Consider the following 15079-nt stretch of genomic DNA (forward strand, 5'->3'; position numbering starts at 1 on the left):
TCTGTCAAGCGGTTATTTCAACAAGTTTCAAAGTTTCCTTTGCAACTTCAACCACTTGCGCTTCGATCAACTTCAAGTTGCTCGTCAGCGGGAGGCGAACTATACAGCACTTGAGAAAGGTGTCAAACCCCTTATCTCAACTTTTTTACATCATTCTGAAAACCCGCTTCCGGTGCTCATATAGAAGAAAGCCGCCACGCATACGGAGACAACCCAGATCGGGATCATTTCTGATGAACCGCTTCCATCGCCTTCTTCACCATATCCGCAGTAGAACGACACATATGAACTCTCTGCGCCCACTCGCTCTGAGCACACTCACTGGAATCGAGAGCTGTCTGACAGGCTGCGGACATTGTCCGGCGCAGGTTATCCGGGTTGCAGTCGGACTGATAACTGCCCAGAGATGCCGCGGATCGCTCTCTGGTACCTCCAGGTTGTGACATGACGAAGAAGCCAGCACTCAGCATGCAGAAGAAAGCGCCAAGAAACACGCCTCCCAACATCATTTTCCTGGCACGGAAGAACCGCTTCAGGGCGGCATAGGGTCCGGGATAGCGATAAGGAGCGAACGCTATCCATATCAGCGTCACGAAACAGTGAAGCGCCAACCCAAGCCCGCCACCTTTCCACGCCATCACCCCACCCATGACAGTCAGCGGCAGTGCGTGCTGCACCACTTTGGCGTTCGCGGTCGGCCCGCTGATGACGTCAGGCAGAAGACGAATACTCAGCCATTCATCCAGTGTGGCAACAACCTCACAGAGCGGGCGCCATACATACATGTACAACATAAGGCCAGGAACCATCAGCAAGGGATACAGAATCAGAAACCACAGATCCTGATCCCGCTGGAAATACAGCGAAAGGCCGAACAGCAAAACAACAGGCAATGCCGCAAGCCCCAGCCAGCGCCTGGCCTCTGAGGAGAAAGGCTCATGCACCCGCTTCCAGCATTCAAGATCGGCATCGGGAAAAGCCTCGAGAACACCGGGATAGCGCAGCGTCATTTGCTCGACCAGCCGCTTGCAGATAACGCGCACATTGTCATCTTCAGCCCTGGCAATTCGTCTGCGTTCGACAGGGCTATACGCCCCCAGCAACAAATGCACGGCGCGCCCCTCGGCGCTGAATGGCTTTTTACTGAGCAGACGCTGCAGGTGCCGGACAAAATCATCCTTTTCAAAGCGATCAAGCAAACGCTGCCAGATAAAGGCAGGCTCTGGATGCAGGTCTTTCTTCGCATCCCAACCAAACAGGGCACACACCTGTTCAAACAAGGCCGAGCTCCAGCCTGCCGTGTTGTGCAACAGAATCATGACCCAGCTCTGTAAATGCTCACTGCGCTCCAGAGAAGCCAGCCAGGATTGTTGTCGCAGCGCCTGCAACGCATCGATAAAACCGCCCTCCTCGCCAGCCTGCAGTTGAACCTGCAATTGGGCCTGACGGGCGTCGAGCAGGATCTGAGTCAACCTTGCAGCCTGCTCACCATCCATAGGCACTTCTTGCCAGGGCGTCAGCCAGTTCAACTGCTGAGTCGCGGCCTGGGCCAGTTCGATCTCACGCTCGGGATCGGCAAGACACCGCAGCAGCAATCCCGACTCGAAACCTTGTGCGCAACCCAGCGTCCGGGACTGAAGGCGCAGTTCATGCAGATTGTCGACGTCAGCCTGATCAGCAAGCGCCAGCCATGGCGGCGATGTATCGTGCGGAGCCGGCACCACTTGCCCGGCCGGCTCTGCAACCTCATCGTCATCGCTCTCCTCCCGATAGCGAGCAATATGCAGAGCCCGTTCATAAGCTTCCCGAAGACGCTGAAAGCCCTCGACATCCTCATCAGGACGATTGCTTTTGAGCAGTCGCGCATACTGGCGCTTGATACTGCGCTCATCGGCATCGTCAGGCAGCGCCAGAACCGCCCAGCAATCACTCATCATTGCCACTCACTGCATGTGTGCCCATTGCCTGATTACTTCCTGCAAACCGTTCAAGACGCCATCATAACCGCAGACGATTAATGATTTCTGCGACCTCATATAGATGAATTTCGTCGATTTTCTAAAGCTGAACCGCTTCAGGTCGATAGTTTCAGACTGTCAACTCCCTATCGACGGCATTTCCCATGACTTTCAGAAACCTCAACATCGCACCACGGTCATTGCTCTGCTTTGGCTTTTTTGCCTTGCTGATTACAGCGCTCGGGCTGTTCTCACTGATGCAAGCCTCCAACTTGAAAGAGTCCCGGGAAACACTGCAAGACAACGTATTACCCACCGTTCAGGCAGTCGACCAGATCAAGAATGATCTTTTGACCATCCGCCTTGGCAACAGCGGCTTGCGCCTGGCGCAGGATGCCAGTGCAACCAACGCTGCGCAGCAACGTGTCACCCAGGCCCGCAGCAGCCTTGAGACCGATGTCCGCAAGCTGCAATCCCTTCTGGTCACCGATGCAGGCAAGAAGACATACGACAGCATGTCCCGCAACCTGAACAGCTATCTGGCCATACACTCACGGTATCTGGAGGCCGTCTCGCAAAAACGCGAGAACGTCATCACCGCACTGACCCAGTCGAACGGTGAAATGACTCTGGCCGCCGACCTGCTGGCCAAGGACATCGCCGAGATTTCACGCCTGTCCGACCTCAAGGTCGCGGAGTCCGATGTTGACGCCGACAACACTTACGCCCAGGCCCGCAATGTCACGATCATTGCCATTCTGGTCGCGCTTGCAGCCACGCTGGGATTGGCCGGTATCTTTACCCGCAGCCTGACCGCTCCGATTGCCAAGGCACTGGCGGTGGCCGAGCAGATTTCGGTCAATGACCTCAGCAAACCCATTGCCGTTGACGGCCAGGACGAACCGGGCCGCCTGCTGGCCGCGCTCTCGATCATGCAGCAGAACCTGCGTCGTACGCTGAGTGAGCTGGGTAATTCCTCCAACCAACTGGCCTCCACTTCCGAAGAGTTGTCGGCCGTGACGGAGGACTCCCTGCGCGGTGTTCAGCGTCAGAACGATGAAATCAACCAGGCCGCCACTGCAATCAATCAGATGAGTGCAGCGGTCGAAGAGGTCGCGCACAACGCGGTACTGGCCTCGACTGCCGCACAGGACTCCAGCAAGTCGGCAGAAAATGGCCGCAAGCGCGTGAACGAAACCGTCAGTGCGATCAACGAACTGCACGAATCGGTTGGCACCACCGCCGTTGAAATCGATGGCCTGGCCGTCGAAGTGCAAAGCATCAGCGGGGTTCTGGATGTGATTCGCGGCATCGCCGACCAGACCAACCTGCTGGCGCTGAACGCCGCCATCGAAGCAGCACGGGCGGGTGAAGCCGGTCGTGGGTTTGCGGTGGTTGCCGATGAAGTCCGGGCACTGGCTCATCGCACCCAGCAGTCGACTGCCGAGATCGAAAAAATGATTTCGTCCATTCAGGGCGGCGCCAGCAAGGCCGTAAGCGCCATGGGACACAGCAGCGAGCAGGCTCGCGCCAGCCTCGAAGTTGCCCAGGCGGCAGGTCATGCGCTGGCGGAAATCACGGCAGCCATCGTGCAGATCAACGAGCGCAACACGAGCATCGCTTCGGCCACCGAGCAACAGGCGCAAGTGGCTCGTGAAGTGGATCGCAACCTGACCAGCATCCGCGACCTCTCGACTCAAAACGCCACAGGCGCCAACCAGACTTCAGCGGCCAGCGCAGAGCTGTCGCAACTGGCTGTCGGCCTCAATCAGTTGGTGTTGCAGTTCCGGATGTAATTTCACCAGCTCGTGAAACTCTGGCCGCCGGGCAGATGCTTGCAAGCGGCCAGCTCACTCTTCCTCGGCTTTTTGTCGATCAGCCCGCAACCGCCACAACAGGGATTGTCGAGCATGGGCTACACGCGGCTGGCGCAAGGCGCTGGGGATCCACAACAGATAATACTCGCGGCTGGCCGGCCCAATCGGGGCCGGTATTTCCTGCAACTCACCGCGAGCGATGTAAGGCCTGCATAAATAAGCGGGCAATGCGCTCCAGCCAAATCCTTCCTTGAGCAGACTGCATAAAGTGCGCAAATCCTGCCCGACCATTGCGGGCATCAAATTGGGCGCCTCTATCCGGTTCATTTCCAGCCAGCCATCGATGAGCGGCAGGTCCAGGTTGTAGGCAAGCACCGGCTCCTCCAGTAATGCCTGCTTGAAGTCCGGCGCACTTGCAAGACGCTGAACCACCGAAGGCGCAGCCACCGCCAGCACGTCATCGACAAACATCAACTCGCTGCGCAGACGTTTATTATTGGGCGGCGCGGCGGAAATCCCCAGATCGCAGTGGCCTTCGATCAGCATATGAGTGATCGACTCCTGATTGCCGCTCTGCATCCTGATGCGGATGCCGACTTCAAGCAGCGGCAGCAATTGCCTGGCAACCACTTCAGCCAGAACATCGGCATGCCCGATGATCTGCAACGCACCTGCCAACTCTACCGAACGCGCCCTGGCCGATGACAATGCAGCTTCGGCTGCATCCAGCTTGTCGCCGATATCTGCTGCCAGTTCGTCCGCTGCGGACGTGGGCTCGACACCCCGCGACTGACGCTCGAACAGACTTCTGCCGATCGCCGCCTCAAGCCCGGAAATATGCTGCGACACCGCAGGCTGAGTCAGGCTCAAGGTCCGCGCTGCGCCACTGATCGAGCGCTGCCGGTACACCTCGATAAAAGTCCTCAAACGAACAAGAGACATACATATCCCATAAATTATTTTATGACCGTGCACAAAAGCCGTTGTTATACATCAGACCTGGGTGCCCATAAGATAGCCACATCGCTTTAGAAAAGCGCTCATGAACGACGAAATGACTGACCTGTACCGAACAATTTTTTATACCAGATCAAATGGACCCATGTTGGTCGATCTGCATGTTCAGCTCAGCGTCATCCACACCACGTCCGTAGCCAAGGAGCAGAAACCATGCCTTTCCAGCCAGACACCAAAGAATTGAAAGCCCTGTTGCTGAACATGAAGCGCGCCCATACAGCGGCAGGTCCTGCTGATGCAAAGCTGCGTCAGGACCGCTTGATACGTGGCGCCAAACTGCTCAGCGACAACCATGAAGCCATTGGCAAAGCCATCAATGCCGACTTCGGTAATCGCAGCCTTTACCAGTCTCTGATGGCTGACACTGTCATGACAGTAAAAATGCTCCAGCACTCTGCCGAGCATGTGGCCGAGTGGATGAAACCTGAACAGGTTGCTGCTCCCGGGCCTGGCATGCAGGCCTGGATTCAGCAGCAACCGCTGGGTGTAGTCGGCGTGATCAGCCCCTGGAATTTCCCGATCAATCTGGCATTCGGCCCATTGGCCGGTGTGTTTGCAGCCGGCAATACCGCCATGCTCAAACCATCCGAGCTGACGCCCAGAACCTCCGAGCTGCTGGCCGAACTGATTGCAGGCTACTTCGACCCGCTGGAACTGGCAGTGGTATTGGGTGATGCCGAGCTGGGCGCATCGTTCAGCGGACTGCCTTTCGATCATCTGGTCTTTACCGGCAGCACCACGGTGGGACGTCATGTGATGCGGGCTGCGGCTGAAAATCTCGTCCCGGTTACCCTTGAACTGGGCGGCAAGTCGCCTGTTGTGGTGGATGAGGACTTCGATATCCGCACGGCAATAGAACGCACCCTGACGATCAAGACGTTCAATGCTGGCCAGATCTGCCTGTCACCGGACTACATGATGATTCCGAAGTCGCAGGTCGAGGCACTGACCGCCGCTGGCAAAAGCTTCGTTACCAACAGTTTCCCGAGCATCCAGAGCAATCAGGAATACACGTCCATCATCAGCCAGCGTCACTATGAACGCCTCGTGGGCCTGATCGATGATGCGCGCAGCAAAGGTGCAACCATCGTCAATCTGGCGCCGGAAGGTGAACCGGGCTTCGATGCCAAGACACGCAAGATCGCGCCTCACCTGCTGCTGGATGTGAACGATGACATGCAGGTCATGCAGGAAGAAATTTTCGGCCCGCTACTGCCGGTCAAGACCTACACCGACCGCGCTGAGCCGGTGGCCTACATCAATGCCAACCCGCGCCCGCTGGCGGCCTATTACTTCGGCAATGACAGCGAACGACAGCACGCCTTTGCACTCCAAACCACTTCAGGCGCGCTGGTGGTCAACGATGTGATGAGCCATGTGTCCATCGACACCCTGCCGTTCGGTGGCGTAGGAGCATCGGGTATCGGCGCCTATCATGGCGTCCACGGTTTCAGACGCTTTACCCATGCAAAACCTGTCGTCATCCAGAGTGAAGACGGCGCTGCGAACCTGCGAATGCGCGCACCTTATGGCGACAAATCGGCACCACTGGAAGCCTTCCTGAGAGGCTGACCGTCACTTGCAATGAAGACAATGCGCAGGCCATCAACCTGACAGCCTGCGTCTCACCTGACTCATGGACATTACGAGGAAACTGCAATGAAAATCCTGATGGTACTGACCTCTCACGATCAACTGGGCAACACCGGCAAGAAAACCGGTTTCTGGCTCGAAGAATTCGCAGCGCCTTACTACACCTTCATCGATGCCGGTGCCGAAGTGGTGGTGGCTTCGCCTGCTGGCGGCCAGCCGCCTCTGGACCCGAAAAGCGATCTGCCGGACTTCCAGACCGAACTGACCCATCGCTTCAAGGCTGACCCGGCCGCGCAGCAAGTACTGGCGACCACCGTCAAACTGGACAGCGTCAGCCAACAGGATTTCGACACGGTTTTCTACCCAGGTGGCCACGGCCCGCTCTGGGACCTGGCAGAGTCGAAGCGTTCCATCGAACTGATCGAAAGCTTTGAACGCGCCAACAAACCAATCGGTTTCGTCTGCCATGCACCAGGCGTATTGCGTCACGTCAAGGCTGCCAATGGCGAGCCGTTGATCAAAGGCCGTCGCGTTACCGGCTTTACCAATGGCGAGGAAGAAGCGGTAGAACTGACCGATGTGGTGCCCTTCCTTATAGAAGACGAGTTCATCGCCCTGGGCGGCCTTTATGAAAAAGGTCCTGACTGGCAGCCCTACGTAGTCGAAGACGGCAAACTGGTGACCGGCCAGAACCCGGCCAGCTCCGAAGCCGTCGCCAAGGCGTTGCTGAAACAACTGGCGTAAGCCTTTGCAGAAAAACGGGGAGTCAGGCTGATAAGGCGTGGCTCCCCGTTTTTTTATGGACTCAGAAACACTCAGCTCTGACAGAACCGAAGCCGGTTACCGAACGGATCATGTATTTCCAGGACCTTTCCCCAGCCCTGCTCAACAATATCCGGACGACCGTATCCGTAACGCTTGGCGAGCAATTCATCGCGAAGCAGCTCGATATTGTGCATGGGAACAAAAATTGTCGCGCCGGGACTCGCGTCGCCATGATGCTCGGAAAGGTGAAGCTGTAGCCCACCCCGGCTTATACCCAGATAGAGCGGCAGGTCTGCTTCGAAGCGGTGCTCGAATTCGACGCTGAAACCCAGGAAATCCAGATAGAACTCGCGGGCCTTGGCTTCGTCGAACATCCGCAATATCGGAATCGGCTTGTCGAAGGTGATGGCAGGTTGAGGGCTGCTCTGCTCAAGTGACGCCGATGCAGTGTTCCAGTCCTTGTAACCCAGTTGCTGCGCGACCAACTCAAGTGCAGCCGAATGAGACAACTCTTGATTAGCCGCCGCCAACGAAGTGCGCAGCTTCCTGGCCATCTGCTTGACTTGCTCGATTGAAAACATCGTTCCTCCTGAGGTCGAGGCATTCTGGTGCTCGCGTTGCCAAAACTCGACCGTCGAAAGAGACGAAAGGGTTCGCAATCATGAAGCAATGCTTTCACCTTCCCTTGGGGAGCGAGCGGCGGGCAGCATCGGCCTGCGCCGAGGATAACCAAGCTGACCTCTGATCGCGAGCGTTTACTCAATGCCCGTGAACAGTCCAGGCCACCAACCGGGCGACCATCGGACGCACGATGATCACGCAGAAGAATGCCGAAGGCATTGCCACGCGATACGCACTCATCACATTTTCCATGTAATGTTCGTTAATGCCGAATTCGGCAAAAGTGATCACGAGACACATGAGAAACGCCATGATGGTCGCCATATAGAAAGCAAACACATAAGGCGTCGCCCGGCTTGGGAAACGGAATCGGGCAGTATTGCTATTGGTTCTGGCAGTCATCGATTAACCCTCGCCAACCTTGAGTAGTGGAAGAGCGGTTAAGCTAACAAGCGGTTGTACGCACCAGTAGAGGTGCCGCGCTTGAATCATCATTAAGTAAAACCAACGAATGGAATGACAAGTATCCGATGGACATTCTGGGCTTGATCAACAGCTTCATCCGCGTGGTAGAAACCGGCAGCATCGCAGCGGCAGCCCGTGCCTTGGGCATGAGTGCAGCCGCCGTCAGCCAGAGCATCACGCGACTCGAAACACACTTGGGCGTGCGCCTGCTTTCGCGCACCACCCGCAGGATGGCGCTGACCGAGAGCGGCCAGCGTTATTTCGAGAAAGTCCGCCACATCCCCCGTGATATCGATCTTGCTTCACATGCCGCAACCGTCGCCACCGAACCTCAGGGGCCGCTGTGCATCGCCACCACAGCAGCCTTTGGTCGCCATGTACTCGCGCCGCTGATCCCAGCATTCAAAGCCGCACACCCGCGTATCGATATCGAACTGATCAGCACCGACCGGCGCGTCGATCATCGACTGGAAGGCATCGATGTCAGTATCCGCATCGAGGCACAACTGAGCGACGGACTGGTTGCCCGCCGCATCGCTTCAAGGCCGTTCGTATTCTGCGCATCGCCCGACTATCTCGACCGCGCAGGCGTGCCCACATCCATCGACGACCTGAAACAGCATGCCTGCCTGGTCTTTCGCTACCCAACCGACGGACGTTTTCTGCCCTGGAATTTCATGGTCAACGGCAAACGTGTCGAAGCCAGGGTCAATCCCGGCTTCGTCTGTGACGATATCGACATGCTCGCGCAAATCGCAGTGAATGGCGGCGGCATCGCCCGCCTCGCCAGCTTTATCGCCCAGCCACACCTCGACAGCGGCCGCTTGCTGCCGCTGTTCGAGCCAGACAATCGCAACACCGCCTGCGCAGAGTCAGAGCCGATGGATATTTATGCATGCGTTGCCGAGCGGTCAGCATTGAATGCGAAGGTACGGGCGTTTATCGAGTTTCTCGAAAAGGCACTGCAAAGCCCACCCGCTCAAGGCTTGGGCAGATAACCCGGCAAGGCTTCTATCCGCTCCATCCAGCGCGCAATGTTTGCATAGGGCGCAAGATCCACGCCGCCTTCGGGGGCGAGTACGACATAGGGATACACCGCGCAATCGGCAATCGAAGGCCGGTCGATTGCCAGCCAGTCATTGCGCTCCAGGTGTGCATCGAGCAACGAGAGGGTCACGGTCGACTTCTCCAGCGCCTGCGCCTTGTCCAGTACGACCCCGAACTTTTGCACCAGCCGCGCCGCGCAAAGGCTGTGCTGAACCTCATTGCTGGCAAACGAAAGCCACTGAACGATATCGGCCTGACCCTGAGGATGAGCCGGCCACCACGCCAGGCCACCGTATTGACCCGCGAGATAAACCAGAATGGCCTGCGAGTCGCGAATGATGTACGAACCGTCCTCCAGAACCGGTAGCTGCCCCAGTGGATTCATGTCTGAAAGAGGCGGCTTCTTGTGCTCCCCCGCCAGAAAATCCACCGCCACCACATCAAGCTCGATATTGGCCAGCGCAGCAAATAGCCGCACTTTGTAGCAGTTGCCTGACACATCCAGATCGTAAAGCTTCATTGCATTTCTCCATCGACGAGTTGATTGAATTCAAGAACATTGCCATCGGGGTCGCGGATAAAAAGTGCGACTCTTCTCGGCCCGATGTGATGCGGCCCCTGGGTGATCACAATCCCCTGCTCGCCCAGCCAGGTCTGAAAGACCTCGAGGTCATCAACGATAAAGGCAGGGTGCGTCATGCCGGGCAACTTTATCGGGGCATCCAGCAGGACGTTGTGAGCATCAGGCACACGCGTACCGTTGAAGATGAGGTTGATACGGACGCCGTCCGGGCTGAGCATTTCGTTGGCTTCGTACAGCGGAAAACGTGCGGTCTCGATAAATCCGAGAGCCTGGTAAAAAGACAACGAGCGATTCTGGTCGCTGACACGAATTCCGATGTGATCGTATGCGAGAATCCGTGCGGGGTTGGGTCGTTGGCTCATAAGTGAAACTCCGGCTGAAAACAGTCCCTGAAGTTTCCACCGGACCGCGCGTTTCACCTATGCCGCGGACCTGACAAGACCTATGCAGTAATCGCACAAATCGAAAGGTGGCAATGGACAGGCTCAAGGCAATGGCCAACTTCGTTCGGATCGTCGACAGCGGCAGCCTGAGTTCGGCTGCGGATGTGACAGGCCAATCCGTCGCCTCACTGGTGCGCTCGCTGGCAGCCCTGGAGCGTTACCTCGGGGTTCGCTTGCTGAACCGCAGCACCCGGCGCATGGCACTGACCGATGAAGGCGAGGAATATCTGGCCTGGAGCCGCCGCATGCTGGCGGACTTCGATGACATGGAACAGCGGCTGGAATCCCGCGACGGCATTGCCCGCGGCCTGCTTCGCCTGACTGCTCCGGTCGAGTTCGGGCAACGCTACCTGGCGCCGCTGGTAAATGCATTTCTCAAGGATCATGAGGAAATGGCGGCCGAGCTGAGCCTGAACGATCAGGTCATCCCCTTGCTCGATGAACGCCTCGATCTTGCCCTGCGCATTGGCCATCTCCCGGACTCGGCCATGGTGGCGCGCAAGGTCGGCAGCACCCGACTCGTCACCTGCGCCAGCCCGGACTACCTGCGCTCAGCTCCCACTATCGATAACCCACAATCGCTGCGGGAACATGCCTGCATCACGCCGGCCTTCCAGGGAAGACACTGGTACTTCCGTCATCGGGAAAAAGAGCTGGTTGAAGAAATCACCCCCAGGCTGGTCTGCAATCAGGTTCGAGCTGCCAGCCAGGCCTGCGTACAGGGCGTGGGCATTACCCGGCTGATGCATTACCAAGTGGCAGATGAACTGGCCGATGGTCGCCTCATCAGGATTCTTCGGGATTTCGAGCCCATGGATTTACCGATCCAACTGGTCTACCCGCACTCTTTGCAGTTGTCGCCGCGAGTGAGGGCTTTTGTTGAATGGGCGTGCCCGCAACTGGAGAGGCTGACGCCTGATCCGGACAAGGAGTAAAAGCTGCCTGACTGTCTGCCCGGCAACATCTCATCAGCATTTATAGGTGGACCAGGACAGCGGCCTGATTTCCAGTGAATCGTAACTCACTGTAATCCATGAAAATACTCAGTGGCATGCATGCTGCACTGTCGAAACGGCCATCCACTTCGTCGTTTTCGGAGATATCTCATGAGCCACTTACCTATCAAGTTCGCCTACTGGGTTCCTAACGTCAGCGGCGGACTCGTCGTCAGCAAGATCGAGCAACGCACCAGTTGGGATATCGACTACAACCGCAAGCTCGCACAAATCGCCGAGCGCTCAGGCTTTGAATACGCCCTGACACAGATTCGCTTTACTGCCGGTTACGGTGCGGATAATCAGCACGAGTCGGTGGCATTCAGTCACGCCCTGCTGGCCTCCACCGAAAAACTCAAAGTCATCGCGGCCATCCTCCCCGGCCCCTGGACACCATCAGTGGCCGCAAAGCAGTTGGCGACCATCGACCAGCTCACGGCAGGCAGAGTCGCCGTTAATATTGTCAGTGGCTGGTTCAAGGGTGAGTTTCAGGCCATCGGTGAACCGTGGCTGGAACATGACGAACGTTACCGCCGTTCGGAAGAATTCATTCAGGCGCTCAAGGGAATCTGGACTACGGACAGCTTCACCTTCAAGGGCGACTTCTATCGCTTTCATGACTACACCTTGCGCCCCAAACCCATTCAACGCCCGCATCCCGAGATCTTTCAGGGCGGCAGTTCCCGTGCAGCACGGGACATGGCTGCCCGTGTATCGGACTGGTACTTCACCAACGGCAATACCCTGGAAGGCATCAAGGCGCAGGTCGACGATATCCGGGCAAAGGCCGCAGCCAACGGGCATTCAGTGAAGATCGGCGTCAACGCCTTCATCATCGCCCGCGACACCGAACAAGAAGCGCGAGCGGTCTTGCAGGAAATCATCGACAAAGCCGACCCGGAAGCCGTAAATGCCTTCGGCGATGCAGCAAAACAGGCAGGCAAGGCCAGCCCCGAGGGAGAAGGCAACTGGGCCAAATCATCGTTCGCCGACCTGGTGCAGTACAACGATGGCTTCAAGACCAACCTTATTGGTACACCCCAACAGATTGCCGAACGTATCGTAGCGCTGAAAGCGATAGGCGTAGATCTGGTGCTGTCGGCGTTCCTGCATTTCCAGGAAGAGGTTGAATATTTTGGGGAGCGGGTGTTGCCATTGGTGAGGGAGTTGGAGGGAATTGAGGTGTTGGAGAGGGTTTGATGGGGATCATGTAGGCGGATCAGGGAGATCCGCCTGTAAACGCTCACAGACCAATCACTGACCTCATATTGATCGCCCCGCCCAACCGGAACGACCAAATTCACATCACGCGGAAAATGAATTGTTCACGCAACCAACCGACGCCACCAAGGCTTTCTGACTGTATCAGGCTGTACCTGAACCAACTCAGGTACATCACGCAACTTCACCCATAACTCCACATGCCATTGCAACGCCCCCCTTGGCTGGCAGCCACTTTCAGCGATTTGCGGAAAGTCTTCCTCCGATTAGCTTGTTTTTGAGAAAGGCCAACGCGGATAACCTGAATCTACTCCCTGCTCCCACAAGGTAATACCAAATGAAAGCCATTGTTTTCAAAACGCCAGGTTTGCCAATTCAAGACCCTCAATCACTGTTCGACATGGACTTGCCCAAACCAACACCCGGTGGCCGCGATCTTCTGATCGAAGTTCGGGCTATTGCGGTAAATCCGGTCGATACCAAAGTACGCGCTCGAAGCACCAGTGATCAGCCGCAGGTGCTGGGCTGGGACGCAGTCGGTATCGTTCGCCAAGTGGGCGACGAGGTTTCGCTGTTTCAACCAGGTGATGAAGTGTTCTACGCCGGCGCTATTGATCGCCCCGGCACTTACAGCGAATTCCACCTGGTAGATGAGCGCATTGTCGGGCACAAGCCGCGTTCGCTGGATAATGCCAGTGCTGCCGCCTTGCCGCTGACCTCCATCACCGCATGGGAACTGCTGTTCGACCGGCTGGGTGTAGAAAAGGACGGCGGAAAAGGCCAAAACCTGCTGGTTATCGGCGCTGGCGGTGGTGTGGGCTCAATCCTGGTTCAACTGGCGAGCCAGCTTACCAACCTCACCGTAATTGGTACGGCCTCGCGCCCGGAAACCCAAAACTGGGTACGCGAACTGGGTGCCCATCATGTCATTGATCACTCGACTCCATTTGCTCCTCAGTTGGCGGCCTTCAAGCTGGACGCCGTTGACTACGTCATCAGCCTGACGCACACCGATACCTATTTGCCGCAGATCGTTGAGGTACTTCGCCCTCAAGGCAAGCTCGCATTGATTGATGATCCTCAGCAACTGGATGTGATGCCGCTGAAACGCAAGTCGCTGTCGTTGCACTGGGAACTCATGTTCACTCGCTCGCTGTACCACACCGACGACATGATCAAGCAGCACCATCTGCTGGAAGATATTTCACGTCTGGTCGATAGCGGCGTGATCAAAACGACTGTTGCGGAACATTTCGGCACGATCAACGCCGTTAACCTCAAACGCGCTCATGAGCTTTTGGAAAGTGGAAAAGCCAAGGGCAAAATTGTTCTGGAAGGCTTTTGAACGCCGCTGACTGACTAAAGGATATGTGTATGAACTTACTTTTCAAAGCGGCTGGCGTGGCGGTAGCGGTATTTCTGGCCAACTCTGCATTCGCTGCTACGCAGAGCTCTACGGGCTCAGTTACCGACAAACTCTCCAAAATCGAACGCGTTCACGCATTCAATGGTGCGATGCCGACAGGAGTGACGGTCACCGAAAAAGGCAGGATTTTTGTTAACTTTCCCCGCTGGGGAGATGACGTGCCCTATACAGTCGCTGAAGTCGTTCAGGGGCAGGTTGTTCCGTATCCTGACCTGAAAACCAACGCAGCAGATCCACAGGATCCGGCTTCGGGCTTCATCAGTGTTCAAAGTGTCGTTGCGGACGGACGGGGTAAGGTCTGGGTGCTCGATACCGCAGCACCGAAGTTCTCCGAACCTCGCGCAGGTGGGGCAAAGCTGGTGGCGATCGATCTAGCCACCAATAAAATCGTGAAGACTGTAGTCTTTCCCCATGACGTTATTCTGCCAACGACCTACGTGAACGATGTGCGGTTTGATTTTCGGGTGGGCAAGGAAGGCACTGCATACGTAACAGATTCCTCGGTCAGTGGCCCGGGTGGAATCATCGTCCTGGATCTGGCGAGCGGTACTGCCAAGCGCCGTCTGAGCGGCGCAGCTTCCACGTCCGTTGACCCGACCTTCATCCCTGTGATCGAGGGCAAACCTGCACTCGTCACCAAGAACGCAAACGGCGAAGCCGGCCTGCTGAAGGTCGCATCCGACGGTATCGCATTGTCCAGTGACGGCCAGACGCTGTACTTCTGCCCGCTCTCGAGCAGGCATCTCTATTCGGTGCCAACCGCGCTGCTACGTGACCCGAGCGTAACTGATGCCGAACTTGAAAAAGCCGTCGTTGATCTGGGTGAAAAGGGTGCGTCTGACGGCCTCGAAGCCGACGCCGTTGGTGCGGTGTATGCTGGTGATTACGAACACAACGCGATACGCAAGCGTCTTCCTGATGGCCATTGGCAGACCATCGTTCAGGATTCCCAAGTGCTTTGGCCGGATACCCTGTCGATTGGACCGGATGGGTATCTGTACTTCACTGCAAACCAACTGCATCGCTCTCCCGGGTTCAATGACGGGCAGGATAAACGCGTCAAGCCTTACAGCCTGATGCGAGTGAAGATCAATGCCAAGCCGGCACAAACGCATTAGTGGGTATCGT

The 15079-nt window shown here is 56.8% G+C and carries 14 protein-coding genes and 2 pseudogenes; 10 read left to right on the forward strand and 6 right to left on the reverse strand.

What is annotated here, in order from left to right; translation table 11 throughout:
• Positions 1 to 184: hypothetical protein (locus K5D32_RS22115; RefSeq protein ID WP_221601830.1), on the forward strand; the 184-nt coding region annotated here is incomplete at its 5' end.
• Positions 185 to 224: 40 nt separating this feature from the next.
• Here K5D32_RS22115 and K5D32_RS22120 read toward each other — a convergent pair.
• Positions 225 to 1934, reverse strand: a complete 1710-nt coding sequence (locus tag K5D32_RS22120) for a J domain-containing protein (RefSeq protein ID WP_221601831.1) — start codon at positions 1932 to 1934, stop codon at positions 225 to 227.
• A gap of 188 nt (positions 1935 to 2122) precedes the next feature.
• Between K5D32_RS22120 and K5D32_RS26360 the strand changes: the two are divergent.
• A pseudogene (locus K5D32_RS26360) lies at positions 2123 to 2851 on the forward strand (MCP four helix bundle domain-containing protein); the annotation flags it as partial.
• Between the two features lie 306 nt (positions 2852 to 3157).
• A pseudogene (locus K5D32_RS26365) lies at positions 3158 to 3754 on the forward strand (methyl-accepting chemotaxis protein); the annotation flags it as partial.
• 54 nt (positions 3755 to 3808) lie between these two features.
• Here K5D32_RS26365 and K5D32_RS22130 read toward each other — a convergent pair.
• Positions 3809 to 4717, reverse strand: coding sequence for a LysR family transcriptional regulator (locus tag K5D32_RS22130; protein ID WP_221576837.1), 909 nt, complete (start codon positions 4715 to 4717; stop codon positions 3809 to 3811).
• 228 nt (positions 4718 to 4945) lie between these two features.
• Between K5D32_RS22130 and K5D32_RS22135 the strand changes: the two genes are divergently transcribed.
• Both K5D32_RS22135 and K5D32_RS22140 read left to right on the forward strand, forming a co-directional pair.
• A complete protein-coding gene (locus K5D32_RS22135) occupies positions 4946 to 6364 on the forward strand; it encodes a coniferyl aldehyde dehydrogenase (protein WP_221601832.1) in 1419 nt (472 codons plus the stop codon).
• Positions 6365 to 6451: 87 nt separating this feature from the next.
• Positions 6452 to 7129, forward strand: a complete 678-nt coding sequence (locus K5D32_RS22140) for a type 1 glutamine amidotransferase domain-containing protein (RefSeq protein WP_221601833.1) — start codon at positions 6452 to 6454, stop codon at positions 7127 to 7129.
• A gap of 71 nt (positions 7130 to 7200) precedes the next feature.
• On the opposite strand, the gene K5D32_RS22145 is transcribed toward K5D32_RS22140, so the two are convergent.
• Positions 7201 to 7731 (reverse strand): glyoxalase superfamily protein, encoded by a 531-nt coding sequence (locus tag K5D32_RS22145; RefSeq protein WP_221601834.1) that lies wholly within the window; start codon positions 7729 to 7731, stop codon positions 7201 to 7203.
• 178 nt (positions 7732 to 7909) lie between these two features.
• On the reverse strand, positions 7910 to 8173 hold the full coding sequence (locus K5D32_RS22150; protein ID WP_221601836.1) for a DUF2798 domain-containing protein: 264 nt from the start codon (positions 8171 to 8173) through the stop codon (positions 7910 to 7912).
• Positions 8174 to 8301: 128 nt separating this feature from the next.
• Between K5D32_RS22150 and K5D32_RS22155 the strand changes: the two genes are divergently transcribed.
• Complete coding sequence (locus K5D32_RS22155) at positions 8302 to 9234, forward strand: LysR family transcriptional regulator (protein ID WP_221601838.1); 933 nt, start codon at positions 8302 to 8304, stop codon at positions 9232 to 9234.
• On the opposite strand, the gene K5D32_RS22160 is transcribed toward K5D32_RS22155, so the two are convergent.
• Both K5D32_RS22160 and K5D32_RS22165 read right to left on the reverse strand, forming a co-directional pair.
• Entirely contained in the window at positions 9216 to 9803 is a 588-nt protein-coding gene (locus K5D32_RS22160) for a glutathione S-transferase family protein (RefSeq protein WP_221594457.1), read from the reverse strand. The two genes, K5D32_RS22155 and K5D32_RS22160, sit on opposite strands and share 19 nt — an antisense overlap.
• Positions 9800 to 10228 (reverse strand): VOC family protein, encoded by a 429-nt coding sequence (locus K5D32_RS22165; RefSeq protein WP_221576830.1) that lies wholly within the window; start codon positions 10226 to 10228, stop codon positions 9800 to 9802. The genes K5D32_RS22160 and K5D32_RS22165 overlap by 4 nt, the downstream gene beginning before the upstream one ends.
• A gap of 113 nt (positions 10229 to 10341) precedes the next feature.
• Here K5D32_RS22165 and K5D32_RS22170 point away from each other — a divergent pair, with 113 nt between their 5' ends.
• From K5D32_RS22170 to K5D32_RS22185, 4 genes are all read left to right on the forward strand, one after another.
• Positions 10342 to 11244, forward strand: a complete 903-nt coding sequence (locus tag K5D32_RS22170) for a LysR family transcriptional regulator (protein WP_095068681.1) — start codon at positions 10342 to 10344, stop codon at positions 11242 to 11244.
• Positions 11245 to 11415: 171 nt separating this feature from the next.
• On the forward strand, positions 11416 to 12504 hold the full coding sequence (gene sfnG / locus K5D32_RS22175; protein WP_221601840.1) for a dimethylsulfone monooxygenase SfnG: 1089 nt from the start codon (positions 11416 to 11418) through the stop codon (positions 12502 to 12504).
• A gap of 358 nt (positions 12505 to 12862) precedes the next feature.
• Entirely contained in the window at positions 12863 to 13870 is a 1008-nt protein-coding gene (locus K5D32_RS22180) for a zinc-binding alcohol dehydrogenase family protein (protein ID WP_221601842.1), read from the forward strand.
• A gap of 29 nt (positions 13871 to 13899) precedes the next feature.
• Positions 13900 to 15069: an L-dopachrome tautomerase-related protein gene (locus K5D32_RS22185; RefSeq protein WP_221601843.1), complete on the forward strand. Its 1170-nt coding sequence runs from the start codon at positions 13900 to 13902 to the stop codon at positions 15067 to 15069.
• Positions 15070 to 15079: the final 10 nt, after the last annotated feature.

Source organism: Pseudomonas cichorii (genome assembly GCF_019719005.1).
Lineage (GTDB): Bacteria > Pseudomonadota > Gammaproteobacteria > Pseudomonadales > Pseudomonadaceae > Aquipseudomonas > Aquipseudomonas cichorii_E.